We start from the raw sequence: 23,789 nt of genomic DNA on the forward strand, positions 1-23,789 counted from the left end.
TTCGGCTGGTGTGAGAACTCCGGCTCAAAGCCGCCCAGGCCGACCTGGACCAGGTCCGCGCGCTCCTCGGTCTCGCCGAATCCGACGATCCCGAGGGGCTGGCGCAGATCGCCGAGTTGCTGGAGAAGGTGGCCGATGAGAAGGCGCCACTCCCGAACGTCGAGGAGTCGCGGCGGCGCCTCAGCCACGGCCTGGACCTGAACAGCCGACTCACCGTCGGCGAGTGGCTGGACACGTGGCTGGCGGGCAAGAAGGGCCGGCCGAGCGCCATCAGCCGCGATGAGACCAACATCCGCGTCCACCTCAAACCGAGGATCGGGCACCTGCGGCTTGACCGCCTCCGCGTCAGCCACCTGTCGGAGATGTTCGAGGCTATCGCCGAGGCCAACGTCGAGATCGCCGAGGCAAACGCGGCCCGCCGCACGGCGATCGAGGACCTTGGGCGGATCCCCTGGAAGGGGCGCGAGCACCGCGCCCGCCGCAAGGTACTGAAGGCCGCCATCGCCCGACATGGAGCCCTTCCGCCGGATGGTCACTCCGGCCACGCGTCAGCGCATCCGGTCCACACTGCGGGCCGCACTGAACGCCGCGATCGCCCAGCAGCTCATCACCTTCAACCCGGCGGCCCACGTCCCGATGGAAGCGGGCAAGCGCCCCAAGGCGCTGGTGTGGACCGAGGAGCGCATCCTCCACTGGAAGCGCACCGGCGAGAGGCCCTCGCCCGTCATGGTCTGGACGCCGGAGCACACCGGCCTCTTCCTCGACCATGCCGCGGAGGACCGCCTGTACGCGCTGTGGCACCTGGTCGCCTTCCGCGGACTGCGGCGAGGCGAGGCATGCGGGCAGAGGTGGACCGACACGCATCTCGACGACGGCCGTATCACCGTCGCCAAGCAGCCCGTCGTGAGCGGCTGGGAGGTGTACGAGGACGATCCCAAGACCGACGCAGGCGCCCGCACCATCGCGCTCGACTCCGACACGGTCCGAGCCCTCACACGGCACCGCGTCCAGCAGGACAAGGACCGCGAGGAGTGGGAGAGCGCCTGGGTGGAGTCCGGCCGCGTCTTCACCAAGGAGAACGGCGAGATGCTCCACCCCGCCAACGTCACGCGCCGGTTCATCGAGCTGTACGAGGAGATCGGCCTCCCGCCGATCCGACTGCACGACCTGCGGCACGGCGCGGCGACCCTAGCTCACGCGGCCGGGGCCGACCTGAAGGACATCCAGGAGATGCTCGGCCACTCCTCGATCGCCATCACGGCGGACACGTACACGAGCTTGCTTCCCGAGGCCGACCTCGCCATCGCCGAGGCCGCCGCCCGCCTCGTACCACGTGCTCACCGGACAGGTGATGCCGAGAAGGCCGAAGCCGAGCCAGAGGTCGCCGATGGCGTGAAATCCGGCGCCGAAGGCGTGCCGACGGATGCCGGGGAATCCGCAGCCCAGCCGGGCGATGGCGGCGCATCCGCTCACGCACCGCTCACGCAAACGGCCCCGGACGCGGAGTCCGAGGCCGAGGCCGAGTAAAGCGTCTCACCTGGGAGAAACCCCAGGTCAGAGACGGTTTTCCAGAGCCCCCTGTCGGATTCGAACCGACGACCTTCGCTTTACAAGAGCGGCGCTCTGACCAGCTGAGCTAAGGAGGCGTGCACCTGCGTGCACCTGCGTGCCCGTGCAGTCTACCCAGGTCCCGGGGGCGTTCCGTCGAAAATTTCCGCGAAGTTCACAGGCCGCGAAGTACTGACAGACGAGGTGAACGCCAGGTACCGTCCTGAGCCAGTTCACCTGTGTGGACTACACCACAACGAAACCACGCGGAACCACCCGTAGTGGCAACCACCTTCCTACAACGGATCGTCCGGCACGTTCCTGCCGGTAGAAGGGGGCCCATTCACCATGGCCACTGTCTCGTTCGACAAGGCGACCCGGATCTACCCGGGTTCCGACAAGCCCGCCGTCGACGCGCTCGACATCGACATCGAGGACGGCGAGTTCCTCGTCCTGGTCGGCCCGTCCGGCTGCGGCAAGTCCACCTCCCTGCGGATGCTCGCCGGGCTCGAGGACGTCAACGGCGGCGCCATCCGCATCGGTGACCGCGACGTCACCCACCTGCCGCCCAAGGACCGGGACATCGCCATGGTGTTCCAGAACTACGCGCTCTACCCGCACATGACGGTGGCCGACAACATGGGCTTCGCGCTCAAGATCGCCGGCGTCAACAAGGCGGAGATCCGCCAGAAGGTCGAGGAGGCCGCGAAGATCCTCGACCTCACCGAGTACCTGGACCGCAAGCCGAAGGCCCTCTCCGGCGGTCAGCGCCAGCGTGTCGCCATGGGCCGCGCCATCGTGCGTGAGCCCCAGGTCTTCCTGATGGACGAGCCGCTGTCCAACCTCGACGCCAAGCTCCGCGTCTCAACCCGCACACAGATCGCGTCGCTGCAGCGCCGCCTGGGCATCACCACCGTCTACGTCACCCACGACCAGGTCGAGGCCATGACGATGGGCGACCGGGTGGCCGTGCTCAAGGACGGTCTGCTCCAGCAGATCGACACCCCGCGCAACATGTACGACAAGCCCGCCAACCTCTTCGTCGCCGGCTTCATCGGCTCCCCCGCGATGAACCTGGTCGAGGTCCCGATCACCGACGGCGGTGTGAAGTTCGGCAACAGCGTGGTCCCGGTCAACCGGGACGCCCTCAAGGCCGCCGCCGACAAGGGTGACCGCACCGTCACCGTGGGTGTCCGTCCCGAGCACTTCGACGTGGTCGAGCTCGACGGGGGCGCTGCCGCCTCCCTGTCCAAGGACGCCGAGGACGCCCCGGCCGGCCTGGCCGTCTCCGTGAACGTCGTGGAGGAGCTCGGCGCCGACGGCTACGTCTACGGCACCGCCGAGGTCGGCGGCCAGCAGAAGGACCTGGTCGTCCGCGTCAACGGCCGTCAGGTGCCGGAGAAGGGCGCCCAGCTGCACGTGGTGCCGCGGCCGGGCGAGACGCACGTGTTCTCCACCTCGACGGGCGAGCGGCTCTCCGACTGACGCTCCGACCGACACCGCCCCGACCGACGCCCCCGGGCAGACTCCCCGGGTGACCCTTCGGGTTGAAACATCGGGACGACCCCGGGTGATTCACCCGGGTTGACGACAAGGGCCCCGCGACCAGCCGCGGGGCCCTTGTCCATGCCCTCGAAATACCCCGGCGCACCGGACATTTCGAGCACTGTGCGTCAACTCGCCATCGAGGGAAGCGTACTTCCTCTTCCCTCGATGAGGTGACTAAATGTCGCCAAATCATTACGGGGCGCTACCCTCACTCGCGTGAAGCACACCACCACCCCACAGATGCGACGCGGCCGGGGCCCCGCCCGCCGGATCGGCCGCACCCTCGCCTTCGTCCTGCCCGTCGTCCTGGTGCTCTCCGGGACCCTCGCGGTCACCCGAGTCAACTGGTCGGGGAATCCCTCGAACTCGGTGCTCACCGCGTCGGACGCCTCCGCGGCAGAGGTCTCCTCCCCCACCCGCTCCCGCGCCCCGCAGGACGTACTGCGCGACCGGCTGCTGACAGAGCTGCAGGAGAAGGACCCGGGCGTCGTGCTCACCCACCTGCAGCAGGCCGTCAACGGCCGCCCGTCGCTGGCCGAGCACTGCACCTCCATCGCCCGCGCCCTCGGCCGGGCCGCGGTCCGCATCTACGGCCCGACGCTCGCCCAGTCCTACGCCCGCCCCGTCTGCGACACCTCCTTCGCCTCCGGCGTCCTGGCCGCGGCCGCCCACGGCTGACCGGCACACTCCCGCTCCACCCACCCGATCGGGGGACACCCCCGGTGGGAATCAGGGGAACGGCTGATTAAGGAACGGCCGCAGGCGAAAGCGGCGAGCGGGGCGCGACGTACAGTTCGGTCATGACCCATCCGAATGCGGCGTCCCGCCCCACTCAAGCCGTCGTCCTGGCCGGTGGCCAGGGCTCCCGGCTGCGTCCGTACACCGACGACCGGCCCAAGCCGATGGTCGAGATCCCCGGTACGGGCACCCCGATCATCGGCCATCAGCTCGCCTGGCTCGCCGAAGAGGGCGTGACGGACGTGGTGGTCTCCTGCGGCCACCTCGCCGAGGTCCTGCAGACGTGGCTCAAGTCGACGGACCTGCCCGTCAAGGTCACCACCGTCGTGGAGACGGAGCCCCTCGGCCGCGGCGGCGGCCTGAAGTTCGCCGCCGCCCACCTCCCCCACCCGGACAAGCCCTGGTACGCGACCAACGGCGACATCTGGACCCGCTTCTCGCTGCGCGACATGGCGGACTTCCACACCGAGCGCGACGCGGTCGCGACCCTCGCGCTGGCTCGCCCGCGCATCCCGTGGGGCGCCGTGAAGACGGACGGCTTCGGTCACATCACCGACTTCATCGAGGCCCCGCCGTCGACCTGCGAGATCAACGCGGGCGTCTACGTCTTCTCCCCCGAGTTCGCCGGCCTGCTGCCGGAGCGCGGCGACCACGAGCGCACCACGTTCCCGCGCCTGGCGCGTGAGCGCCGGCTGGCCGGCTTCCCGATCCCGCAGGGCGCCTACTGGCGTGCCATCGACACCGCGAAGGACCTCACGGAGGCGGCGAAGGAACTGGCGGCGCTGGGGCGCACCTGACGGCTCGTTCGCCTACGGGGCCGCGCAGGCCGATGCCGGGACCCCGAACGCGCGAAGACCCGAAGGGCTCAGCAGGTTCGGGGTCCCGGCATCGGCGCGCCCCTTCGGCTCTCTCGCGGCCGACGCGTCGGGCAAGGGCCCTTGGCGGGCCCTTGCCGCACGACCGTCTACCCGAGCAGGCCGCCCACCAGGCCGGGCTGGCCCGAGGATGAGCTGCCACCGGAGCCGCCGGCCGAGCCGCCGCCGGTGGCGCTGCCGCCCGAGGTCGGGCCCGAGCTGGTGCTGGGCGCCTGCTCGACCGGGGCGGAGTGGCGCGGCGGCAGCTCGCCGCCCTCGGTGCCCTGGGTCTGGCTCGGCGCACCGCCGGTGGCCGTTCCGCTCTTCCGGGCCGTGCCGGGAGTGGTCGACGGGCCGTGCGAGGGACTCGCCGACGAGTGGCCCCGGGTGGGGGTGGTGGAGGCGGACGGCGACCTCTCCTGCCGCTGGCCGGAACGCTGCGGGAGGGGCGAGCCGGGCAGTTCGTTGCGCGGGGCCTCCCCGGGCCCGGGCACGACCACGCGGTCGGCGTCGCGGACGGCGCCGCCGAGCAGCGAGCCGACCAGCAGGGTGACACCGGTGACGAGCAGCGTGAGCAGGGTGCCGCGCCGGAGCACGTACTGGCGCAGCTCCCAGATGTCGGAACGCGGACCGAGCCGCCGCCAGGCGGAGGCGGCGAGGCGGCCGTCGACGGAGTACACGGGGGCGCCGGCGATGACCAGCGGCGACCAGGCGGCGAGGTAGATGATGTCGGGGGCGTCGTAGGCGGGGACCGACTTCCAGCTGACGGTGACGATGAGCGCGGCCGAGAGCAGCGCGCCGAGCACCGCGGCGACCCGCTGCCAGCAGCCCAGGACCGTCAGCACGCCGAGGACGACCTGCAGGAAGGCGATGACGAGCCCGGAGCCGACGGGGTGCTGGAGCGCGAACTGGCGCAGCGGCTCGGCGACTTCCCAGGGGTGCAGGGTGTTGAGCCACTTGACCATGGAGCCGCGCTTGCCGCCGTCGAAGTACAGCGGGTCGCAGAGCTTGCCCATGCCGGCGTAGATGGAGATGAAGCCGAGGAAGACCCTCAGCGGCAGCAGGACGACGCCGAGGTTCATGCGGCGGCCCGGGTAGTAGGCGTGCCGGCCCGGGTCGTCGGCATGCCGCCTCGCCCGCCGGGGCCCGTTCTCGACGAACTCCTCGGGGCCGTCGTCCGTGAAGTCCGGGTCGGCGTGGGCGGGTTCGGCGGGGGCGTACTCCCCGTAGGGGGCCGCGCCGTAGGGGGGTTCGTCGTAGGCGCTGCCGACGGTGCGCATGTGCGGCAGGAGCCGGGTTCCGCCGTCCCCGTACGTGCGCTGGGCCCCGACGACGGGGGTCGGCGCGGTCTGGTCCAAGTCGTCGTACGACGGGCCGTCGTAGCCCGTGTCGATGTCGATCCGGGGGATGACCTGGGTGGCCCCGGCGTCGCCGGAGGTCTCCTCGGCGTGCCGGACGCCGCTGCGCACGGCCTGCAGCAGCCGGTGGGCGCCGGTGTCGTCGGGGGCGGACCTCCCGCTCCAGACGACCGGGCGGCGGCGGCCGCCGGCCCGGGCCGCCCTGCCCACGACCGGCATGCGGGCGGTGTCCTCGGCGGCGCTCAGGTGCGGGGCGATCCGCGGGGACCGGGTGTGCCGCGCGGCGGGGCCCAACTGCACGCGGAAACTCGCGTGATTGACGATGACCTGCGCCGGATCGCTCGGCACCTTCACCATGCTCAGCGCGGGAGCGTCGTCGATTCCCGACGAGCGGTCCCCCGTGGGTGTGCGGGGTGTTCTGGTGTCCACACTCCTCTAACCGAGTGACGAGGAGTTAGGACACTGCCTGGCTCCGCCAGAGCTGTCCGGACCGCGTCAAGGTTGCGCCGATCGACCGGATTTACCCGAGCGGGCGACCTGCCGGACGTCCTTTCGGGCGCCCGGCCCCGACCGGCCTCAGGCGCGCCTGCGGGCCGCCTCGTACAGGACGATCCCCGCCGCCACACCCGCGTTCAGCGACTCCGCGCCGCCGGGCATCGGGATCCGCACCCGGAAGTCGCAGGTCTCACCGACCAGACGGGACAGACCCTTGCCCTCGCTGCCGACGACGATCACCACCGGGCCCTCCAGGGCGTCCAGGTCGCCGAGTTCGGCCTCGCCGTCCGCGGCGAGACCGACGACCGCGATGCCCGCCTTCTTGTAGGCCTCCAGCGCGCGCGTCAGGTTGGTGGCGCGGGCCACCGGCGTACGGGCGGCCGTACCGGCGGAGGTCTTCCAGGCGCCGGCGGTCATGCCGGCCGCGCGCCGCTCGGGGACCACGACGCCGTGACCGCCGAAGGCGGAGACGGAGCGGACGACCGCGCCCAGGTTGCGCGGGTCGGTCACCCCGTCCAGGGCGACGATCAGCGGGTCCTCGCCCTCGTCGTGGGCGGCGTCGACGAGGTCCTCGGGATGGGCGTACTCGTAGGGCGGGACCTGGAGGACGAGCCCCTGGTGGTTGAGCCCGTTCGTCATCCGGTCCAGCTCGGGACGCGGGGCCTCCATGAGGTTGATGCCACCGCGCTCGGCGGCGAGCTGGAGCGCCTCGCGCACCCGCTCGTCGTTGTCGATGAACTGCTGGACGTAGAGCGTGGAGGCGGGCACGCCCTCACGCAGCGCCTCGACGACCGGGTTGCGGCCGACGACGAACTCGGAGGACGACCTGCCCGTGCCGCGGCGCTGCGGCGGGCGCCCCTGGGCACGGCGGGCCTTCGCCTGGGCGACACGCTGCTTGGCGTGCCCCTTGCGCATCTCGGCGGGGGGCGTGGGCCCCTTGCCCTCCAGGCCCCGGCGCCGCTGGCCGCCACTGCCGACCTGCGCGCCCTTCTTGCCGGACATGCGGCGGTTGTTCGCGGCCATGACCTACCTGTTCTGTCGAAAGCGTCGTACGTGCGTCTATGCAGTGTGCGGCCCGGGAGGCCGGGCGGCACACTCGATCTTCGGTGCCCGCGGCGGACTCAGCGGGAGCCGAGCGACCAGCGCGGTCCCTGCGGGCTGTCCTCGATGGCCAGGCCGGACTGGCCCAGCTGGTCGCGGATGGCGTCCGCGGTGGCCCAGTCCTTGCGGGCGCGGGCGGCCTCGCGCTGGTCCAGCACCATGCGGACCAGGGTGTCGACCACGCCGTGCAGGTCCTCGCCGCGACCGCCCTCGCCGGCCCAGGCGGTGTCGAGCGGGTCCAGTCCGAGGACGCCGAGCATGGCGCGCACCTCGGCCAGGCGGGCCACGGCGGCTTCCTTGTCGTCGGCGGCCAGCGCCGAGTTGCCCTGCCGGACGGTGGTGTGCACCACGGCCAGCGCCTGCGGCACGCCCAGGTCGTCGTCCATCGCCTCGGCGAAGGCGGGCGGAACCTCGGGGGACGGCTCGACCACGCCCCCGGCCTTCTCCACCACACGCTGCACGAAGCCCTCGATGCGGGCGAACGCCGACTCGGCCTCGCGCAGCGACTCCTCGCTGTACTCGATCATCGAGCGGTAGTGGGGGGTGCCGAGGTAGTAGCGCAGGACGATGGGACGCCACTGCTTGACCATCTCGGAGACGAGCACCGAGTTGCCGAGCGACTTGGACATCTTGTCGCCGGCCATGGTCACCCAGGCGTTGTGCACCCAGTACTGCGCGAAGTCGTCGCCGAAGGCCTTGGCCTGGGCGATCTCATTCTCGTGGTGCGGGAAGATCAGGTCCAGGCCGCCGCCGTGGATGTCGAAGGCGCTGCCCAGGTACTTGTGCGCCATCGCCGAGCACTCCAGGTGCCAGCCCGGGCGGCCGCGGCCCCACGGCGTCGGCCAGGTCGGCTCACCCGGCTTGGCGGCCTTCCACATGGCGAAGTCGCGCGGGTCCCGCTTGCCGGTCTCCCCCGTGCCCGAGGGCTGCTGGAGGTTGTCCAGCTCCTGCCGGGACAGCTCCAGGTAACCGGGGAAGGAACGTACGTCGAAGTAGACGTTGCCGTCGGCCTCGTAGGCGTGTCCGCGCTCGATGAGCGTCTGCATCATCTCGATCATCTCGGGCACATGGCCCGTGGCGCGGGGCTCGTAGGTGGGCGGCCGGCAGCCGAGCGCGGTGTAGCCGTCGTTGAACGCGCGCTCGTTCTCGTAGCCGATCGCCCACCACGGCCGGTTCTGTTCCTGGGCCTTGGCGATGATCTTGTCGTCGATGTCGGTGACGTTGCGGATGAACGTGACGTCGTAGCCCCGGTACTCGAACCACCGGCGCATGATGTCGAAGTTCAGCCCCGACCGGATGTGGCCGATGTGCGGGGCCGCCTGCACGGTGGCGCCACACAGGTAGATCGAGACGCAACCCGGCTTGATCGGGGTGAAGTCACGGATCTGCCGGGCGCTGGTGTCGTACAGGCGAATGGTCACCACTCCAGGGTAGTGGGCGCAGGACAGTGCCTCGCGCCCCTTCCTGTTATGCGGCCCACATTCGTGCCCGGGAGAACGGGCGTCCCATGCTCCCGGCGGCCCTCAGAGAGTCCCGACGACCTTCTGCGGCGTGATCCTCACGACCACCCGCTCCGCGTCCTGCGCCGACGCCGGGTTGAACTCGGCGTAGTTCTTGCCCGTGTACTTCAGGCTCAGTTCCTCGATGAGTTCCTTGCCGCCTTCCGTGGTCGTCTGGGCGGTGCCGCGGATCTCGGCGTAGTCGTAGGGCGACTGGGGGTCGTGCACCTCGACGCTGACCCGGGGGTCGCGCTGGAGGTTTTTGTACTTCTGGCGGTCGACGGTCGTGGAGAAGAGGAGCTGGTCACCGTCCCGCTTCACCCACACCGGGGACAGCTGTGGGCTGCCGTCGGGCTGGATGGTGCCGACGACGATGAAGACGGGGCTGTCGAGCAGGGCCTTGAGCCGGTCGGACAGGACGGCGGACATGGGGGTACCTCCGAAGGCCTCGGTCAGCGGCGAATTCTCCGGGTACCCTCGCACGCCGTCAGCCCACCCGCACCACGAGTGCGGTCGCCACCGCCATCAGCCCCTCGCCGCGGCCGGGGAAGCCGAGGCCGTCGGTGGTCGCGCCGGACACCGACACCGGAGCGCCGGCCGCCTCCGACAGGATCTTCTGAGCCTCGTCCCGCCGCTTGCCGATCTTCGGCCGGGGGCCGACGACCTGCACCGCGACATTCCCGATCCGGAAGCCGGCCGAGCGGACGATGCGCGCGGCCTCGGTCAGCAGCGTGACCCCCGACGCGCCCGACCACTCCGGCCGCCCGGTGCCGAAGTGCTCCCCGAGGTCACCGAGCCCGGCGGCCGAGAACAGCGCGTTGCACGCGGCGTGCGCGACCACGTCCGCGTCGGAGTGCCCGGCCAGTCCGGGCCCCTCGCCCTCCCACTTCAGGCCCGCGCACCACAGTTCGCGGCCCTCCGCGAAAGCGTGGATGTCGGTGCCGATGCCGACCTGCGGAAGCGGCGGCGGCGCCGCGGCGGCCCCGGCGGCCCCAGCGGTCTCAGAAGCCATCGTTCAGCCTCCTGCGGGCCAGGACCGCCTCCGCCAGGACCAGGTCCAGCGGCCGGGTGACCTTGAAGGCCTCCTCGTGGCCCGGCACGGCCACGACCCGCTCGCCGAGCTGCTCCACCATGCTCGCGTCGTCGGTGACGTTGTCGGTGACCGTCTCGTGGGCGCGGACCAGCGTCGCCCGGTCGAAGCCCTGCGGGGTCTGCACCGCCCGCAGCCGTGCCCGGTCCGGCGTCGCCACGACCGGCTCGGGCCCGCCCGGCTCCGCCGCGGGCTCGACCTGCTTGACGGTGTCGGCCAGCGGCAGCGCCGGGACGACGGCGGGCGCACCGGCCCGTACCGCCTCGATCACGGCGTCGACCGTGTCCACCGGCACCAGCGGGCGGGCCGCGTCGTGCACGAGGACGACGTCGTAGCCGGGCGGCAGCGCGTCCAGACCGAGCTTCACGGACTCCTGCCGGGACTCGCCGCCGGGGACGACGAGGAAGTCGGTGCGCTCGGGCAGCGCGTGCGCGTCGAGCAGCGACTTGACCTCGCCGGCGCCGTCGGGCGGGGCGACGACGACCACGAGGGAGACGGAACGGGAGGCGGCCATGGCGCGGACGGCGTGGACGAGCATGGGCGTGCCGTTCAGCGCGCGAAGCGCCTTGGGGGCGCCCGGACCGAGGCGTACGCCCCGGCCGGCGGCCGGGATCACTGCGGCAACGGGGCCTGTGCGCTGAGCAGCCGTGGGTGAAGGGCGCGAAACGTCAGACATCGGTTCCTGTCAGGTTTGTGTGCTCGGCCTACGTGGGTATGGCCTCTGGGGACACCCCGGCCGAGGCTGGGGAAGTGCCGGGCGCGACGCTCGACCGGACCCTTCCGTGACCCGGGTCGAGCCGTCGGAGCACCCGGCACATCCGTGCCGGGGGCTCTTTTCCCCTTCGTACGGCATGAGCGTCACGCGCGGGTACGAACATGCCGCAGCGCCCGGCGACTGTAGTGGCGTCATCGGGCACCGCGGCATTTCAGTGTGCTGAACTGAGGCGGGTGTTGTCGGCGTCCCGCGTCAGGACGCGAGCACCTCGTCGAGCAGGGCCTCGGCCTTGTCCTCGTTGGTGTTCTCCGCAAGAGCGAGCTCGCTCACCAGGATCTGGCGGGCCTTGGCGAGCATGCGCTTCTCACCGGCGGAGAGTCCACGCTCGCGCTCACGACGCCACAGGTCACGTACGACTTCCGCGACCTTGATGACATCGCCGGAGGCGAGCTTCTCCAGATTTGCCTTGTAACGACGCGACCAGTTCGTGGGCTCCTCGGCGTACGGAGCGCGCAGCACCTCGAAGACCCGGTCCAGCCCGTCCTGACCGACCACATCACGCACGCCGACGAACTCCGCATTGTCCGCTGGCACACGCACCGTCAGGTCACCCTGGGCGACCTTCAGCACCAAGTAGGTCTTGTCCACGCCTTTGATCTGGCGAGTTTCGATGGCCTCGATCAGCGCGGCCCCGTGATGGGGATAGACCACGGTGTCGCCAACCTTGAACGTCATGTGACAGGTACCCCTTCCGTGGCTATCCAGGGTAACACGGAAACGGCGTCTTCTGAATGGCGTTTTCGCAGGTCAGGGCATATCTCGGGGCTTGACAACAGCAACAGGAACGTGCTTCGGGAGGGTTGGGCGGGCCAAGAGGAAGCGGGTATTCGCAGGTCGGAGGGGCTCTCCACGCGAGGTGAAACCCGTACGCTACACACATCCGGCGGCCCGTCCAAGCGGCAGAACATCCTGATTTGTCGGGTTCCAAGCGCTCGACTTCCGCTACTCCGTTCGGTGCGCCGAGTCACCTCCCGGACGAATCCGGAATTGATCACGGCCCCGTCACAACGACCGACCCGGCAGTTGGTGATCAATTCCCGGGGCGGCCGTGCATTCCTTCACCGGAAATCCGCCGGAGCCTGGTACGGAGGTATGCCGGAGGGCGCTTATGTGAATGCCGGACCGGCCCTCCGCCAATGCGTACCGAGGAGTCACATTGGACGCACGGGACTCGCTCGGCGGAGGGGTCCGGAGCAGGCCCGGGACGTGCAGGGGCGGGTCGGGTGCGATGGCGCGGGAACGGCTCGGTAACCTATGGCCGCTGACAGACACTTAGGGTGGCTTTATCAGAGGGCCGCCCTGCTCCGCCCACGTTCAAGGAGTTGCCGCCGCCGTGAGCAGCAGCCTTCGACGCGGCGCTTTCGCCGCCGTCGCCATCGCGTTCTCGATCGCCTCGCTCGCCGCGTGCGGCGCCGGCAACAACGCCGAGACGCTCGAGGTCAAGCCCGACAACGCGGCCACCAGCGTGGGCGCCATCAAGATCCAGAACGCCACGGTCATCACCCAGCCCGACCAGCAGTCCAAGGGCCCGGCCGTGATCTCCGCCACCATCTTCAACAACGGCAACACCGACCAGACGCTGGACTCCATCAGCGTCCAGGGCGACGGCACCGCCCAGCTCTCGCCCGCCGGCGGCAAGGGCAAGGTGACCGTCCCGGCCCACGGTTTCCTGGTCCTGGGCGGCAAGGGCAACGCCTCCGCCGCGCTGCCCAACCCCGGTGTCGCCGTCCAGAACGGCAACGCCCAGCAGATCACCTTCACCTTCAGCACGACCGGTGCCGTGACCCTGCGCGCCTACGTCGTCCCGGCCGTCAGCTACTTCGACAAGTGGGGCCCGAGCAGCATCCCGGCGGCGCCGGGCGGCTCGGGCTCGCCGGTCCCCTCCGGCTCCGCCTCCGGCAAGCCGTCGTCCGGCAAGCCGTCGAAGCCGTCGAAGCCGTCCCACTCGGCGTCCGGCTCCCCGTCGGCCTCGGAGTCGGCCGGCACCACCGCGACCCCGGGCGACTCGGCGTCGCAGTCGGCGGCCGGTCACTGAGTCGGTACGTACAGAGTCGGTACGTAGACAGTCCGTACGCACAAGGGCGGCACCCCGGGGAGGGTGCCGCCCTTCGTCGTGCCGGCCGTCTGCCGCTCGGGGACAGGCGCGGGCGTGCCGCCCGGCGTCGGGCGGCACGGGGCTCACGGCTCACGGCTCACGGCTCGATACGGGGGTACGGCCCCGCGGCCGGCCCGCGGCCTACGGCTCGAACTTGTAGCCCAGGCCCCGGACCGTGACCAGATAGCGCGGGGCGCCCGGGTCCGGCTCGATCTTGGCGCGCAGGCGCTTGACGTGGACGTCGAGGGTCTTGGTGTCGCCCACGTAGTCGGCGCCCCAGACACGGTCGATGAGCTGCATGCGGGTCAGCACGCGCCCGGCGTTGCGCAGCAGCATCTCCAGCAGGTCGAACTCCTTCAGCGGCAGGTCGACCTTGGAGCCGGAGACGGTGACCACGTGCCGGTCGACGTCCATGCGCACCGGACCGGCCTCCAGAGCGGCCGGGGTGACCTCCTCCGGCTCACCGCGGCGGCGCAGCACCGCGCGGATGCGGGCGACCAGCTCACGCGAGGAGAACGGCTTGGTGACGTAGTCGTCGGCTCCTATCTCCAGGCCGACGACCTTGTCGATCTCGCTGTCCTTGGCGGTCACCATGATCACGGGGACGTTGGAGCGGCCGCGCAGCTGGCGGCACACCTCCGTGCCGGGCAGCCCCGGCAGCATCAGGTCGAGGAGGACGAGGTCGGCGCCGTTGCGCTCGAACTCGTCGAGTCCGTCGGGGCCCGTGGCCGCGACGGCGACCTCGAAGCCCTCCTTGCGGAGCATGTACGACAGGGCGTCGGAGAAGGACTCCTCGTCCTCGACGACGAGCACTCGGGTCACGGAAGGACCTCCGGGGCGGGAAGCGGTAGGTACGGGGATGACTCAGTGGGCTGCCCGGCCTCGTCGTCGAGGGCGGGGTGCTGTTGTGCGCGGTCGCGGGCCGCACCCGCCTCCGGCAGCCGCAGGGTGAAGGTGGAGCCCTGTCCCTCGGAGCTCCACACCGTGACCTCCCCGCCGTGCGAGGCGGCCACGTGCTTCACGATCGCCAGACCCAGGCCGGTGCCGCCCGTGGCACGAGAGCGGGCCGGGTCCACGCGGTAGAAGCGCTCGAAGATGCGCTCCTTGTCCTTGCCCGAGATGCCGATGCCCTGGTCGGTGACGGCTACCTCGATCATGTCCCCGCCGGGAGCGGTCACCCTGCGGGCGGCGATGCCGACGCGGGTGCGGGCCGGGGAGTAGTTGACGGCGTTCTCGACGAGGTTGCCGAGCGCTGCGGCGAGCTGGCCGCGGTTGCCCCACACGTGCAGGTCCGCGGTTCCGCCGGCCGCCATGGTGATCTGCTTGGTCCCAGCCTGGTGCCGGCAGCGGTCGATGGCCTCGGCGACCAGTTCGTCCACGCGGACCGGCTCGGCGTCCTCCAGCGGGTCGTCGTTCTGCACCCGGGAGAGGTCGATCAGTTCCTGGACCAGGTTGGTGAGCCGGGTCGCCTCGATCTGCATGCGCCCGGCGAAGCGCTGCACGGCCTCCGGGTCGTCGGAGGCGTCCATGACGGCCTCGGACAGCAGGGACAGCGCGCCGACGGGGGTCTTGAGCTCGTGGCTGACGTTCGCGACGAAGTCGCGGCGTACGGCCTCGATCCGGCGGGCCTCGGTCAGGTCCTCGACCAGCAGCAGAACCAACCGGGAGCCGAGCGGTGCGACTCTGGCGGAGACCGCCAGGGCCTCGCCGCGGCCGGTGCCGCGCCGGGGCAGGTCCAGTTCCACCTGGCGTATCTCGCCGTCCCGCCGGGTGTCCCTGGCCATCTGGAGCATGGGCTCGACGGCGAGCTTGCCGCCGCGGACCAGCCCGAGGGCGTACGCCGCGGAGCTGGCCTTGACGACCGCGTCGCCCTCGTCGAGGACGACGGCGGAGGAGCGCAGAACCGACAGGACGGTGTCCACGCCCGGCGGAAGCACCGGGTCCGTATGCAGGGAGGTGCGAGTCGGGCGCTTCTGCTCGCGCTCGCTCCAGCGGAACGCCAGCACGGCGATGACGCCGGTGAGCACTCCGGCGATCGCTGCCGCTGCGGCGACCGCCGCGTTCACGTCCATGCATCCAGGTTAGGCATGGGGTAGGACATGACCACAGCCGTCGGAGTGCGAGCTCGAACACTCGTCGCCCAGAGTTCACCTGGGAGCCAGTATTGGTTCATTTGGGGTGACGGAAACGGACGCGTACGGCCCGGACCGTGGGAGCGTGGGGTTTGCACCGCCGGTTTCAGCCACGGGCCCCGGCCCCGAAAAACCCCTTGCAACCCCCGAACAAAGACGCACGAGAGGGAACCCTGATGCGGGACGCGTACCACGAGGAACTGGACTCGATCGGCGACGGTCTGGTGGAAATGGCCCGGCTGGTCGGGTCGGCGATCGGGCGCGCCACCACGGCCATCCTCGACGCCGATCTCAAGCTGGCCGAGAGTGTGATCGAGGCCGACAAGAAGGTCGACGAACTCCAGCACGACCTGGAGGCCAAGGCCATAGCCCTGCTGGCCCGCCAGCAGCCGGTGGCCACGGATCTGCGGATCGTCGTCACGTCGCTGCGCATGTCGGCCGACCTGGAGCGCTCGGGCGACCTGGCCCAGCACGTGGCGAAGCTCGCCCGGCTGCGCTTCCCGGAGCGCGCGGTGCCGCAGGACCTGCACGCCACCATCCTGGAGATGGGCCAGCTCGCGCAGCGTCTGATGGCGAAGGCGGCCGAGGTGATCGTGACCAAGGACGTCGACCTCGGTCTCCAGCTGGAGCAGGACGACGACGAGATGGACCTCCTGCACCGCACCCTCTTCCAGCACCTGATCGACGATCGCTGGAAGCACGGCATCGAGACGGCCGTGGACGTCACCCTGCTCGGCCGCTACTACGAGCGTTACGCGGACCACGCGGTGGCGGTGGCCAAGCGGGTGGTGTACCTGGTGACGGGTGAACACGCGGACGATCTCCAGCAGGACATCAAGCCGGTGACGGGCGTCGACGGAGCCTGACCGGCCGGAGGCGAGGGCGCCTGAGCAGGCGCGAAAGCAGGTCGCCGGGGCGCGTGCGAGCCTCCGTGCGCCGTTGATGCGCCCAGCAGAGCGGGCATGGAATGGGCAAAGGCACCAGCCTCGAGGAGGACCCATGGCCGAATCCCCCAGCACCACGCCCGACCCCGCGCAGGAGCACCGGACCGAGCAGCCCGCCGAGATCAAGAGCCTTCCGCTCTTCGGCGCCTGCGGCTGCGGCTCGGGCTGCGGCTGCGGCTGCCAGTCGGGTGGCCCCTGCCAGTGCGGCTGACGGCGTCGCGACCTGCCGCCGCCCGTTCCCGTACGTCGCCGCACATACCGCACACCCTCGCTGGGCCCCGGCGCACCACGGCCGGGGCCCAGGCCCTGTCGCACGAGGTGGACCCGACCCCTGTCCAGGCCCGCGGACGAACGGGTGACGACCACCGAAGCGGCCGACTGCTGTTGTGGTCAGCCCCTGTCGCGGGTCTGCGCCTCGGCCTGGGCCAGTGCCTCCGCCTCGGCGTCGGCCAGCGCGACGGCGAGGCCGAGTGCCTCGGTGATACGTCCGGCCGCGGCCATGACGCGTGCGGTTCCGATGACCGGGGCGACCGCCACCAGTATGTCCTGCACCTGCTCGGCCGTCAGGTCGGCGCGGACGGCGGGTCCGACGTGGGCGAGGTAGGAGATCGCCGGGGCGTCCATGGCCGCTAGCGCGGCGATGCGGGTGAGGATGAGCGTGCCCTCGTCCAGGCCGCAGCGTTCGATCGAGTCGATGGTCATGGCTGCGAGCGTGTCGAGGACGGGCGTGTCTGACGTAGTGGCCATGTCCGGGCCGCCTTCCGGTGCCGTGCGGGCCGACACACGTGCCCCGCTGACCAGGGGCATCTCCCACGTGTCGGCGGCTTGCCCTTCCACCGTAGGAGTCCGCCGGGCCGGGCGCATGTGGAACGGCCGGTCGTTACGCACGGGGGAGTGAAGGTCACGGCGCCACCGGGGAGACGGGTCATGGCGAAGGGCACCGCGAGCCAACGACCACAAGGAGGCGTCCCCTGACGGACCGCCAGGAGGGGTGGTTCACGACATGAATGAGCCGTGCAGGCAAGAGTCACGGAAATATGCGCAATCTGTAACACGCCTTATGCTTCCATCCCATTTCACCGCATGACGGACAAAGTGAGGGACGCGGCCAGCCGGCCGCCACCCTCACACCAAGCAGGGAGAGCCTGTGTCCGTTTCCGTTTCTGTGAACGCTCGCCGCCTGGCCGCCGCCGCTGTCGCGGCCGGAGCGCTGGTCGGGACGGCCGTGCTGCCGGCCTCCGCGGCCGACCACGACCGGCGCTCGCACCGCCAGGACGTGGTGATCAGCAGCGTGCACCCCGACTCCCCGGACCGCGACCGGCGCACCAACCGTTCGCTGAACAGGGAGTGGGTGGACATCACCAACAAGGGCCTGCGCAGCGTCAACCTGGACGGCTGGACCCTGTCCGACGCGAGCGGCCACACCTACACCTTCCGTCACTACCGCCTGGAGGGCCGCTCGACCGTCCGCGTCCACAGCGGCTTCGGCCGGGACACCGCCACCGATCTCTACCAGGACCGCCGCACGCCCGTGTGGGACCGGCGCTCGGACACCGCGACCCTGCGCAACGACCACGACCGCTTCGTCGACGCCGTCTCCTGGGACGACCGCCGCAACCGTGACGGCCGCAACGACCGTGACCTGCGCGACCGCGGCATCGACCGGCGTGACGGTCACGGCGAACACGACTGGCGCGACGGCCGCCACTGACCGGCCGCCGCCCCCGAACGAGCCCTGTCCGCGCACTGCCGCGGGCAGGGCTCCGGCGTGCACGGGCATGAGCGTTGCGGAAGGATCGGTAAGAGGTGGCCCGTGCCCTGCCGCATCGCGCGGGACCCGCCGCCGATCGGTGACTCGGCATCCGTCCGAGCTGGGGGCAAACGCCGTTTCCGGCGTTCTCACCGGAGCAATCACATGGTTACGAAACGCATCCTGTACCGTCCGCCGGCTCCCCCGGAACCGGCGGAACACACCACCGCCGCACCCGCATCGTCCGCCGCGGACTGGGGACTTCTGCTCGTCAGACTGACCTTCGGACTGCTGATGGCCGGGCACGGCGCTCAGAAACTCTTCGGCCTCTTCGGGGGCAGCGGCCTGACCAAGACCGGCATGAGCTTCGCCTCCCTCGGCTACCGGCCGGGAAAACTCTTCGCCACGATCGGCGGACTGTCCGAATTCCTCGGTGGCCTCGGCCTGGCCCTGGGCCTGCTTACGCCACTCGCGGCCGCCGCTCTCATCGGCGTGATGGTCAATGCCATGGTGACCGTCACCGGCGCCCACGGCCTGTGGGACACGGACGGCGGCGTCGAGTACAGCGTCTGCATCGCCGTGGTGGCCCTGGCCGTCGCCGCCATCGGCCCCGGCCGGCTGGCCCTCGACCGCCTCTTCCGCTGGGGCACGGGCGGCTGGACCGAGGCCGCCCTGGCCCTCGGCCTGGGCGGCGGAGCCGCCGCGATCACACTGGCCCTGTGAAACCTGGTTGCCGACAAGCCGCCGATCAATCAGCGGGCGGCGAGAAGCACGCTTCCGGTAAGCAGGCCGATGACCGTGGGCCGGAGATGCTTCCGGGTGAACACCCTTGCGTTCTCGGGGTGTTCGGGCAGACGGACGACCGGCACATGGGTTCCGAGGTCCATCCTCATCCTCGTCCCCGTCGCCACTGGCGTGAACCTGGTGGGTCGGCCCTGCCGGTAGGCGCCACCCGGCAGGGGCCGCGCACCAGGATGACGCGGCACCGCCAGTGACTTCCGAGGTCATGCGGGATTCAGGAAGTCGCCGCCGTCCGACGTTGCTCACCCACCGGTGTGCGTCAGGCGCGTTCCGGCTCGTTCGTCTCCTCGGTGGCTGCGGCCCGGGCGCGACGGCGGCCCAGCAAGGAGGAGCCCACGATCACCAGGCCGATGGCGATGACCCACGCGGCCCCGTAGTAGCCGTAGGCCTGGGCAAGGTCGAAGATCAAGTCACCGCGACGCCCGGTGGACTCGGGGTCGGGCGCGAACCACACTGACCGAGAGGGAATCGAGATGTCACGCGATGCGCTGGCGGAGTTCGTCGAGGCGAAGGCCAAGGAGTTTGACATCCCGGGTGCAGCGGTGGGGGTCTGGGTGGACGGACGGGAGCTGACTGCGTGTCACGGCGTGACGAGCATCGACAACCCGCTGCCCGTCGACCGGGACACGCTGTTCGTGCTGGGCTCGGTCACCAAGACCTACACGGCGACCGCGATCATGCGCCTGGTCGAGGCGGGGCGGGTCGAGTTGGAGGCGCCGGTCCGCCGCTACGTCCCCGAACTCCGGCTCCCCGACGAGGATGCGGCCGCGCAGATCACCATCCTGAACCTGCTCAACCACACCGCCGGGCTGGACACTCGGATGGTCTTCGACAGCGGAGACGGAGACGATGCGGTGGCCGGCGAGGTGGCCAAGATGGCCGAGGTGACGCTGATCGGTCCGGTCGGCGGCCGTGCCTCCTACAGCCAGCTCGGCTACAACCTGCTCGGCCGGGTCATCGAGAACGTCACCAGCCTGACCTACGAGGCCGCTGTCGCCTCACTCGTCCTGGAGCAGGTCGGCCTGGCCAACAGCGTCTTCACTGCCGGACAGGCCATCACCCGCCGGTTCGCCGTGGGCCACAACCTCAGTGAAGGGGCGCTCAAGGTCGCCCGGACATGGAAGGACACGCGCGGCAACAATCCGGGCGGCGGCCTGGTGTCCTCGATCTCCGACCAGCTGCACTGGGCCCGGTTCCACCTCGGCGGCGGTGACCTGGCGCGGCGGATGCAGGAGCCGACGGTGGAGCTGCACGGCTCCACGCTCGGTGACGCCATCGGCCTCGGCTGGTTCCTGCGCGACGTGAACGGTGTGCGCACCGTCGGGCACGGCGGATCGACGAATGGCCAGTTCGCCAACCTGCTGCTGGTTCCGGAGCGGGACTTCGCCGTCGTGGCGGTATCCAACGCCGGCCCCGACAGCGGGCTGGAGTTCAATCAGGCCGTGCTCCGCTGGGCGCTCGAGCACTACCTCGGCGTGGTCGAGTGCGACCCTGAGCCGCTCCCGTACGACCCGCAGCGCGCTCAGGAGATCATCGGGCACTACGAGAACGAATTCATGACGCTGATCATCGGCACCGACGGTGACACGATGACGGTCGAATGCCGGATCAAGCCGGAGACCCGCACGGCGTCCGAGAAGGAACTGCCGCCAGACCTGCCGCCGGCCGGGCTCGGCCTGCTCCCCGGAAGCGGCGACGAGTACATCGTCACCGGCGGCGGCTTGATCGGCCAGCGCGGTTTCCTCACCCGCGACGCCGACGGCGCCATCATCGGGGCGGACCTGGCCGGACGGCTCTTCAACCGGGCTCCGACACCCGCCAAGTGACACCTGCGACCCCCGGACAGCACCGCAAGCCTCGGCGGAGCTGGCCTGGGCGTTCAGTCTGGGGTCAGCCCGCTCGCCGCCACCCTGTTCACCTTGAGCGTGTCGATCCGAGTGTGGGTCAGCCGAATCTGGGTTCCACGGCCCAGAGACGGCCCCAGCACAGCGTCAAGACCCCTGCCAGGGACGAAAGTCCAGGTAGGGGCCTTGATCGTTGCGGGTTACTTCTTCTTGCCCTGGGTCTGGCGGGCCTATTATTTTGACCAGGTCAGCGGGACACAAACTCCCGCTGACCTGCAATTGGGCTGTCATGGTTGGTCCTTGTTGGCCGTTGCTTGTCGCCCTCGGAGGGCCCAGAGAGGGCCCGGCGGTGTCGCCGCGGACCACAGCCACGAAGAAGAGCAGCCCCCCGCCCGGCTGGCGAGCACAGCCTCACCTTGACTTACTGACGCCAGCGTTCGCGGTGGTGGCGGACGCACTCCAGATCGATTGTGTGCCGCGGGTCGGTCCTCAAAGTGCTGGCAGATTGACCTCCGCGGATCACAGTGAGGCCGTCTTCGATGACGATGGCGCCAGCGTCGGGCATCACGTGGCAGTTCGGGCACAGGCAGAGGACGTTGCTGGGGGTATCCGGGCCGTTGTGCGGGGACCCGAGGGCTCGAATGTGAGCCCCTTCGCTGTAGCTACCGCCGGGGACGTCGATTCGCAGGTCGCAGACCTGGCACCGATTATCGTGCCATCCCTTCACCTGCCGTTTCACCGCGCTGCTCCGAACGATGCGCTGCACGGTTGAGGTGATGCGTTCCGGCGTCTCGTTCCCCGTGACGGCAGCAGGCTCCGAACCGACAGGGGTGTTCGGGAGCTCTGGCTGCTGTGCCGCCTGAGGGGTGGGGGTGTCGTCATAGGCTTCAAGGCGAAACTGCCAGATCAGGAAGCCATCGATGCCCAGCTTGCTGCCGTAGCTGGTGACTCGATAGAGACCGTCGTACCGGTACCCAGCCGCCGGCGCGTATGGAGCATCACCCTGGTAGCCGCGCAGGACGCGGACGGGCAGTCCTTCGAGGTAGCTGGTCACGAGCGCCGCGTTACCGGAGTCGTCCAACGACTGGTCGCTCACTTGCTTGCCGGCGCCGTCCTGCCGGTATAGACGATGACGTCCCCGTAGTCCTCGTCATCCTTGTAGCCGCCGGACACGACGATCGACTCTGCGCCAGTCCTCTTGGTCCCGCAGATACCTGCCTGCAACGGCCTGTGCACGCCCGCCTCGTGCGCCTGCCGGCGCGTGCTGAACTCCTGGCCCGCTTCAACGTTGGGTACGTCACCGATCATGGTCACAGCCTGGCACGCGGCACTGACACTTCCGCAGCGGTTTTCAAGACCGCCTAGCAATCGCTCCTCAGACCAGCCGTGACCTGCTCCCTTTTCCCAATGTGCCTGCCTTGCAAGCGGCGCTCTGGCCAGAGGATGGCCACACGGCAGCTTTACAGCGGCCTCCGTGCACTTGTTGCGGGCTGCAGCTTGGACGTGGCGGTCGTGCTGGACGTGCGATCGTCGGCCATTCAACGTCCCTCACAGCGCTGCCTGACAACTCACCCGCGCCTTATAGGAGATCCGCAGAGGAATGCACCCTTCCGCCTGCAATTGGACGCTGAATTGGTTAACTGGAAATTATTTTCGGAATCAATCAGTCCACTCTCAAATCTCCCTCAATTCAATTGAGGGATGTGCCGTGCAGCCGATAGTTTCTTCTTTGTTCGCCGGCGAGGGAACTTAGTCCGAGAAAGTCACACCGAGACCCTAGGAGTAATCATGAAGCGGACAGCAAGGATCGGCGCGCTCATCGGTGCAGTCGCCATGAGTGTGGGCTTAGGGGTTAATTCGGCGACCCCAGCCGCGGCCCAGGGTGAGGTAAAGGCTGCCACTGCAGGTTCCGTCACTCAGTTCTTTGAGCCTGACGCCAAGTTACCTGGTAACCTCTTCAAGCCTGGCGCCAAGTTGATAATCAAGCCGAACCCCGACTATGTGCGGCCGATTTCTACTGTTACGGCTCAGCCGCGGGGGCCAGTCGATTTGGGAGAGTCGTGCGGCACGGAAGTGATTTCGAAGACGAGCGGCCAAGGTAAGACCACCCTGGTGCTGACGGTCAGTAAGGAACGGGCGGTCGAGCTCAGTGGGGACGCCGGAATCAGTAAAGGGTTGATTTCTGCTTCTGTAGGTTTTAGCGTGACAAACACCTACAAAGTCACAAATGAAACCCGCTACGAGGTACCCAGTGGCAAGCACGGCAACATCGAAGCGTACACTCTCTCCGAGCACTATCTCGTCGAGGTTCCCTGGCACGGATTCACCCGAAGGGTCGACGTGTATAAGCCCATTGGCGTATGTTTCAATCAGTGGCTAGACTAGTTAGCGGTCCGTAATTTCAGTATTTGAAAGGGTGACCCCATGGCGCAGATTTTTCGAAAGTTAGCTATAGGGGTCGCCCTTTCGCTATCGTGTGTCGCATGCACTTCGGGGAGCGATAATGGGCCTACGCATGAATCATCGGCTGACCAATTCGCGCGGCTAAGTCAACTTAAGTCTATCGACGCCACCGAAGAGCAGATCATTGCAGCGGATGAATTCCCTTCAGAGTCTCATGCCCCTAAGGTGATTGGCGAGGTTCGTAAGGGTTCTTACCGCCTGATCGCGTATATCCAGGGGGACTCCTGTGGCCTTCGGGTGGCTGACGCGTCGAACTCCAAGCGATCGTTGCTTCATGTTACGTCAGCATGGCCTGAGAATGATGCAGGCGGCAGCGCCAAATACCCTGCTGGCCCCTACAGCTTCGCCTCGGCAGAAGGTGCGAGTGGATCTGGAACGTGGGCCTCGCTTGGTTGCAGCAAGTCGGCGATGGTAATCGATTACTCGTCACGGACTCGTGGATCTGCGTCTAATCAGCAGGGTAACGTTTCAGTCAAAGAGCACCCCAAGGATCCGGGGGCTCTGATTGTGATCATCGGTACTCGAGAAGCTCGCGAAAGAATCCTGCCACGGGTCTAGGCATGGCACGGGGCATGACGAAGCCGCCCGCCTTGCTCCCCCGCAGCGGGCGGCTCGTGACTGAGTAGCGGGCGTGGTTCATGGCGTCCAGGTGGAGCGCGCCACTGTACGAACGACTGTGAGGATTCACCGCGGCGCTGCTCGGCAGGCCTGACCCACCGAACGATTGACGCTTCGAGCTGTCCTCTCCAGGAAT

The 23,789-nt window shown here is 69.4% G+C and carries 22 protein-coding genes, 1 tRNA gene and 2 pseudogenes; 11 read left to right on the forward strand and 14 right to left on the reverse strand.

Annotated elements, in window-relative coordinates:
- Positions 1–23: 23 nt before the first annotated feature.
- Positions 24–1,527, forward strand: a pseudogene (locus AB0A61_RS24130) (site-specific integrase); the annotation flags it as partial.
- 45 nt (positions 1,528–1,572) lie between these two features.
- Here AB0A61_RS24130 and AB0A61_RS24135 read toward each other — a convergent pair.
- Positions 1,573–1,646: transfer RNA gene (locus tag AB0A61_RS24135), tRNA-Thr, on the reverse strand.
- Positions 1,647–1,896: 250 nt separating this feature from the next.
- Between AB0A61_RS24135 and ugpC the strand changes: the two genes are divergently transcribed.
- The 3 genes from ugpC (at position 1,897) to AB0A61_RS24150 (ending at position 4,631) form a co-directional block, all read left to right on the forward strand.
- Positions 1,897–3,033, forward strand: a complete 1,137-nt coding sequence (gene ugpC / locus AB0A61_RS24140; protein WP_361295738.1) for a sn-glycerol-3-phosphate ABC transporter ATP-binding protein UgpC — start codon at positions 1,897–1,899, stop codon at positions 3,031–3,033.
- Positions 3,034–3,312: 279 nt separating this feature from the next.
- On the forward strand, positions 3,313–3,774 hold the full coding sequence (locus AB0A61_RS24145) for a hypothetical protein (protein ID WP_361295741.1): 462 nt from the start codon (positions 3,313–3,315) through the stop codon (positions 3,772–3,774).
- 122 nt (positions 3,775–3,896) lie between these two features.
- A complete protein-coding gene (locus tag AB0A61_RS24150; RefSeq protein ID WP_361295744.1) occupies positions 3,897–4,631 on the forward strand; it encodes a nucleotidyltransferase family protein in 735 nt (244 codons plus the stop codon).
- A gap of 167 nt (positions 4,632–4,798) precedes the next feature.
- Here the strand turns inward: AB0A61_RS24150 and AB0A61_RS24155 are convergent, their stop codons facing one another.
- The 7 genes from AB0A61_RS24155 to AB0A61_RS24185 form a co-directional block, all read right to left on the reverse strand.
- A complete protein-coding gene (locus tag AB0A61_RS24155) occupies positions 4,799–6,475 on the reverse strand; it encodes a DoxX family membrane protein (RefSeq protein WP_361295747.1) in 1,677 nt (558 codons plus the stop codon).
- A 147-nt stretch (positions 6,476–6,622) separates the two neighbouring features.
- Complete coding sequence (gene rlmB, locus AB0A61_RS24160; protein ID WP_361295750.1) at positions 6,623–7,564, reverse strand: 23S rRNA (guanosine(2251)-2'-O)-methyltransferase RlmB; 942 nt, start codon at positions 7,562–7,564, stop codon at positions 6,623–6,625.
- Between the two features lie 98 nt (positions 7,565–7,662).
- Complete coding sequence (gene cysS / locus AB0A61_RS24165; protein WP_361295753.1) at positions 7,663–9,063, reverse strand: cysteine--tRNA ligase; 1,401 nt, start codon at positions 9,061–9,063, stop codon at positions 7,663–7,665.
- A 102-nt stretch (positions 9,064–9,165) separates the two neighbouring features.
- Positions 9,166–9,570 (reverse strand): PPOX class F420-dependent oxidoreductase, encoded by a 405-nt coding sequence (locus AB0A61_RS24170; protein WP_361295756.1) that lies wholly within the window; start codon positions 9,568–9,570, stop codon positions 9,166–9,168.
- Between the two features lie 58 nt (positions 9,571–9,628).
- Positions 9,629–10,153 carry a 2-C-methyl-D-erythritol 2,4-cyclodiphosphate synthase gene (ispF, locus tag AB0A61_RS24175; RefSeq protein ID WP_361295759.1) on the reverse strand — a complete coding sequence of 175 codons (525 nt, stop codon included), beginning with the start codon at positions 10,151–10,153 and terminating at the stop codon, positions 9,629–9,631.
- A complete protein-coding gene (ispD, locus tag AB0A61_RS24180) occupies positions 10,143–10,907 on the reverse strand; it encodes a 2-C-methyl-D-erythritol 4-phosphate cytidylyltransferase (RefSeq protein ID WP_361295762.1) in 765 nt (254 codons plus the stop codon). Before ispD ends, ispF begins: the two co-directional genes overlap by 11 nt.
- Before the next feature lie 291 nt (positions 10,908–11,198).
- Positions 11,199–11,681, reverse strand: a complete 483-nt coding sequence (locus AB0A61_RS24185) for a CarD family transcriptional regulator (protein WP_003953493.1) — start codon at positions 11,679–11,681, stop codon at positions 11,199–11,201.
- 658 nt (positions 11,682–12,339) lie between these two features.
- Here AB0A61_RS24185 and AB0A61_RS24190 point away from each other — a divergent pair.
- Positions 12,340–13,041, forward strand: a complete 702-nt coding sequence (locus tag AB0A61_RS24190) for a DUF461 domain-containing protein (RefSeq protein ID WP_361295765.1) — start codon at positions 12,340–12,342, stop codon at positions 13,039–13,041.
- 201 nt (positions 13,042–13,242) lie between these two features.
- On the opposite strand, the gene AB0A61_RS24195 is transcribed toward AB0A61_RS24190, so the two are convergent.
- Positions 13,243–13,923 (reverse strand): response regulator transcription factor, encoded by a 681-nt coding sequence (locus AB0A61_RS24195; protein ID WP_010358452.1) that lies wholly within the window; start codon positions 13,921–13,923, stop codon positions 13,243–13,245.
- A complete protein-coding gene (locus AB0A61_RS24200) occupies positions 13,920–15,173 on the reverse strand; it encodes an ATP-binding protein (protein ID WP_361295768.1) in 1,254 nt (417 codons plus the stop codon). The genes AB0A61_RS24195 and AB0A61_RS24200 overlap by 4 nt, the downstream gene beginning before the upstream one ends.
- A 236-nt stretch (positions 15,174–15,409) precedes the next feature.
- Here AB0A61_RS24200 and phoU point away from each other — a divergent pair, with 236 nt between their 5' ends.
- Positions 15,410–16,099, forward strand: coding sequence for a phosphate signaling complex protein PhoU (phoU, locus tag AB0A61_RS24205; RefSeq protein ID WP_361295771.1), 690 nt, complete (start codon positions 15,410–15,412; stop codon positions 16,097–16,099).
- 133 nt (positions 16,100–16,232) lie between these two features.
- Positions 16,233–16,388: a hypothetical protein gene (locus AB0A61_RS24210; RefSeq protein WP_361295774.1), complete on the forward strand. Its 156-nt coding sequence runs from the start codon at positions 16,233–16,235 to the stop codon at positions 16,386–16,388.
- Between the two features lie 179 nt (positions 16,389–16,567).
- On the opposite strand, the gene AB0A61_RS24215 is transcribed toward AB0A61_RS24210, so the two are convergent.
- Entirely contained in the window at positions 16,568–16,924 is a 357-nt protein-coding gene (locus AB0A61_RS24215) for a carboxymuconolactone decarboxylase family protein (protein WP_361295777.1), read from the reverse strand.
- A gap of 400 nt (positions 16,925–17,324) precedes the next feature.
- Between AB0A61_RS24215 and AB0A61_RS24220 the strand changes: the two genes are divergently transcribed.
- Entirely contained in the window at positions 17,325–17,888 is a 564-nt protein-coding gene (locus tag AB0A61_RS24220) for a lamin tail domain-containing protein (RefSeq protein WP_361295780.1), read from the forward strand.
- 204 nt (positions 17,889–18,092) lie between these two features.
- The gene (locus AB0A61_RS24225; RefSeq protein ID WP_361295783.1) at positions 18,093–18,650 is read left to right on the forward strand and encodes a DoxX family protein; all 558 of its coding nucleotides are present in this window, start codon (positions 18,093–18,095) and stop codon (positions 18,648–18,650) included.
- A 337-nt stretch (positions 18,651–18,987) separates the two neighbouring features.
- On the opposite strand, the gene AB0A61_RS24230 is transcribed toward AB0A61_RS24225, so the two are convergent.
- Positions 18,988–19,137, reverse strand: a complete 150-nt coding sequence (locus tag AB0A61_RS24230) for a hypothetical protein (RefSeq protein WP_361295786.1) — start codon at positions 19,135–19,137, stop codon at positions 18,988–18,990.
- Between the two features lie 64 nt (positions 19,138–19,201).
- Between AB0A61_RS24230 and AB0A61_RS24235 the strand changes: the two genes are divergently transcribed.
- Positions 19,202–20,554 (forward strand): serine hydrolase domain-containing protein, encoded by a 1,353-nt coding sequence (locus AB0A61_RS24235; protein WP_361295789.1) that lies wholly within the window; start codon positions 19,202–19,204, stop codon positions 20,552–20,554.
- A gap of 439 nt (positions 20,555–20,993) precedes the next feature.
- Here AB0A61_RS24235 and AB0A61_RS24240 read toward each other — a convergent pair whose 3' ends face one another.
- Both AB0A61_RS24240 and AB0A61_RS24245 read right to left on the reverse strand, forming a co-directional pair.
- On the reverse strand, positions 20,994–21,338 hold the full coding sequence (locus tag AB0A61_RS24240; protein WP_361295822.1) for an HNH endonuclease: 345 nt from the start codon (positions 21,336–21,338) through the stop codon (positions 20,994–20,996).
- Positions 21,339–21,512: 174 nt separating this feature from the next.
- Positions 21,513–21,880, reverse strand: a pseudogene (locus AB0A61_RS24245) (YDG/SRA domain-containing protein); the annotation flags it as partial.
- Positions 21,881–22,360: 480 nt separating this feature from the next.
- Between AB0A61_RS24245 and AB0A61_RS24250 the strand changes: the two are divergent.
- Positions 22,361–22,957: a hypothetical protein gene (locus AB0A61_RS24250; RefSeq protein WP_361295792.1), complete on the forward strand. Its 597-nt coding sequence runs from the start codon at positions 22,361–22,363 to the stop codon at positions 22,955–22,957.
- The last annotated feature ends 832 nt before the right edge of the window (positions 22,958–23,789 follow it).

The sequence above is a fragment of the Streptomyces sp. NPDC046197 genome, from assembly GCF_040646295.1.
Lineage (GTDB): Bacteria > Actinomycetota > Actinomycetes > Streptomycetales > Streptomycetaceae > Streptomyces.

What these genes read in the sequence shown, in the direction of transcription:
- ugpC (WP_361295738.1), top strand. Translation starts at nt 1,897, where the DNA reads ATGGCCACTGTCTCGTTCGACAAGGCGACCCGGATCTACCCGGGTTCC.
- AB0A61_RS24150 (WP_361295744.1), top strand. Translation starts at nt 3,897, where the DNA reads ATGACCCATCCGAATGCGGCGTCCCGCCCCACTCAAGCCGTCGTCCTG.
- rlmB (WP_361295750.1), bottom strand. Translation starts at nt 7,564, where the DNA reads ATGGCCGCGAACAACCGCCGCATGTCCGGCAAGAAGGGCGCGCAGGTC.
- AB0A61_RS24170 (WP_361295756.1), bottom strand. Translation starts at nt 9,570, where the DNA reads ATGTCCGCCGTCCTGTCCGACCGGCTCAAGGCCCTGCTCGACAGCCCC.
- ispF (WP_361295759.1), bottom strand. Translation starts at nt 10,153, where the DNA reads ATGGCTTCTGAGACCGCTGGGGCCGCCGGGGCCGCCGCGGCGCCGCCG.
- ispD (WP_361295762.1), bottom strand. Translation starts at nt 10,907, where the DNA reads ATGTCTGACGTTTCGCGCCCTTCACCCACGGCTGCTCAGCGCACAGGC.
- AB0A61_RS24185 (WP_003953493.1), bottom strand. Translation starts at nt 11,681, where the DNA reads ATGACGTTCAAGGTTGGCGACACCGTGGTCTATCCCCATCACGGGGCC.
- AB0A61_RS24200 (WP_361295768.1), bottom strand. Translation starts at nt 15,173, where the DNA reads ATGGACGTGAACGCGGCGGTCGCCGCAGCGGCAGCGATCGCCGGAGTG.
- phoU (WP_361295771.1), top strand. Translation starts at nt 15,410, where the DNA reads ATGCGGGACGCGTACCACGAGGAACTGGACTCGATCGGCGACGGTCTG.
- AB0A61_RS24210 (WP_361295774.1), top strand. Translation starts at nt 16,233, where the DNA reads ATGGCCGAATCCCCCAGCACCACGCCCGACCCCGCGCAGGAGCACCGG.
- AB0A61_RS24215 (WP_361295777.1), bottom strand. Translation starts at nt 16,924, where the DNA reads ATGGCCACTACGTCAGACACGCCCGTCCTCGACACGCTCGCAGCCATG.
- AB0A61_RS24225 (WP_361295783.1), top strand. Translation starts at nt 18,093, where the DNA reads ATGGTTACGAAACGCATCCTGTACCGTCCGCCGGCTCCCCCGGAACCG.
- AB0A61_RS24235 (WP_361295789.1), top strand. Translation starts at nt 19,202, where the DNA reads ATGTCACGCGATGCGCTGGCGGAGTTCGTCGAGGCGAAGGCCAAGGAG.
- AB0A61_RS24250 (WP_361295792.1), top strand. Translation starts at nt 22,361, where the DNA reads ATGAAGCGGACAGCAAGGATCGGCGCGCTCATCGGTGCAGTCGCCATG.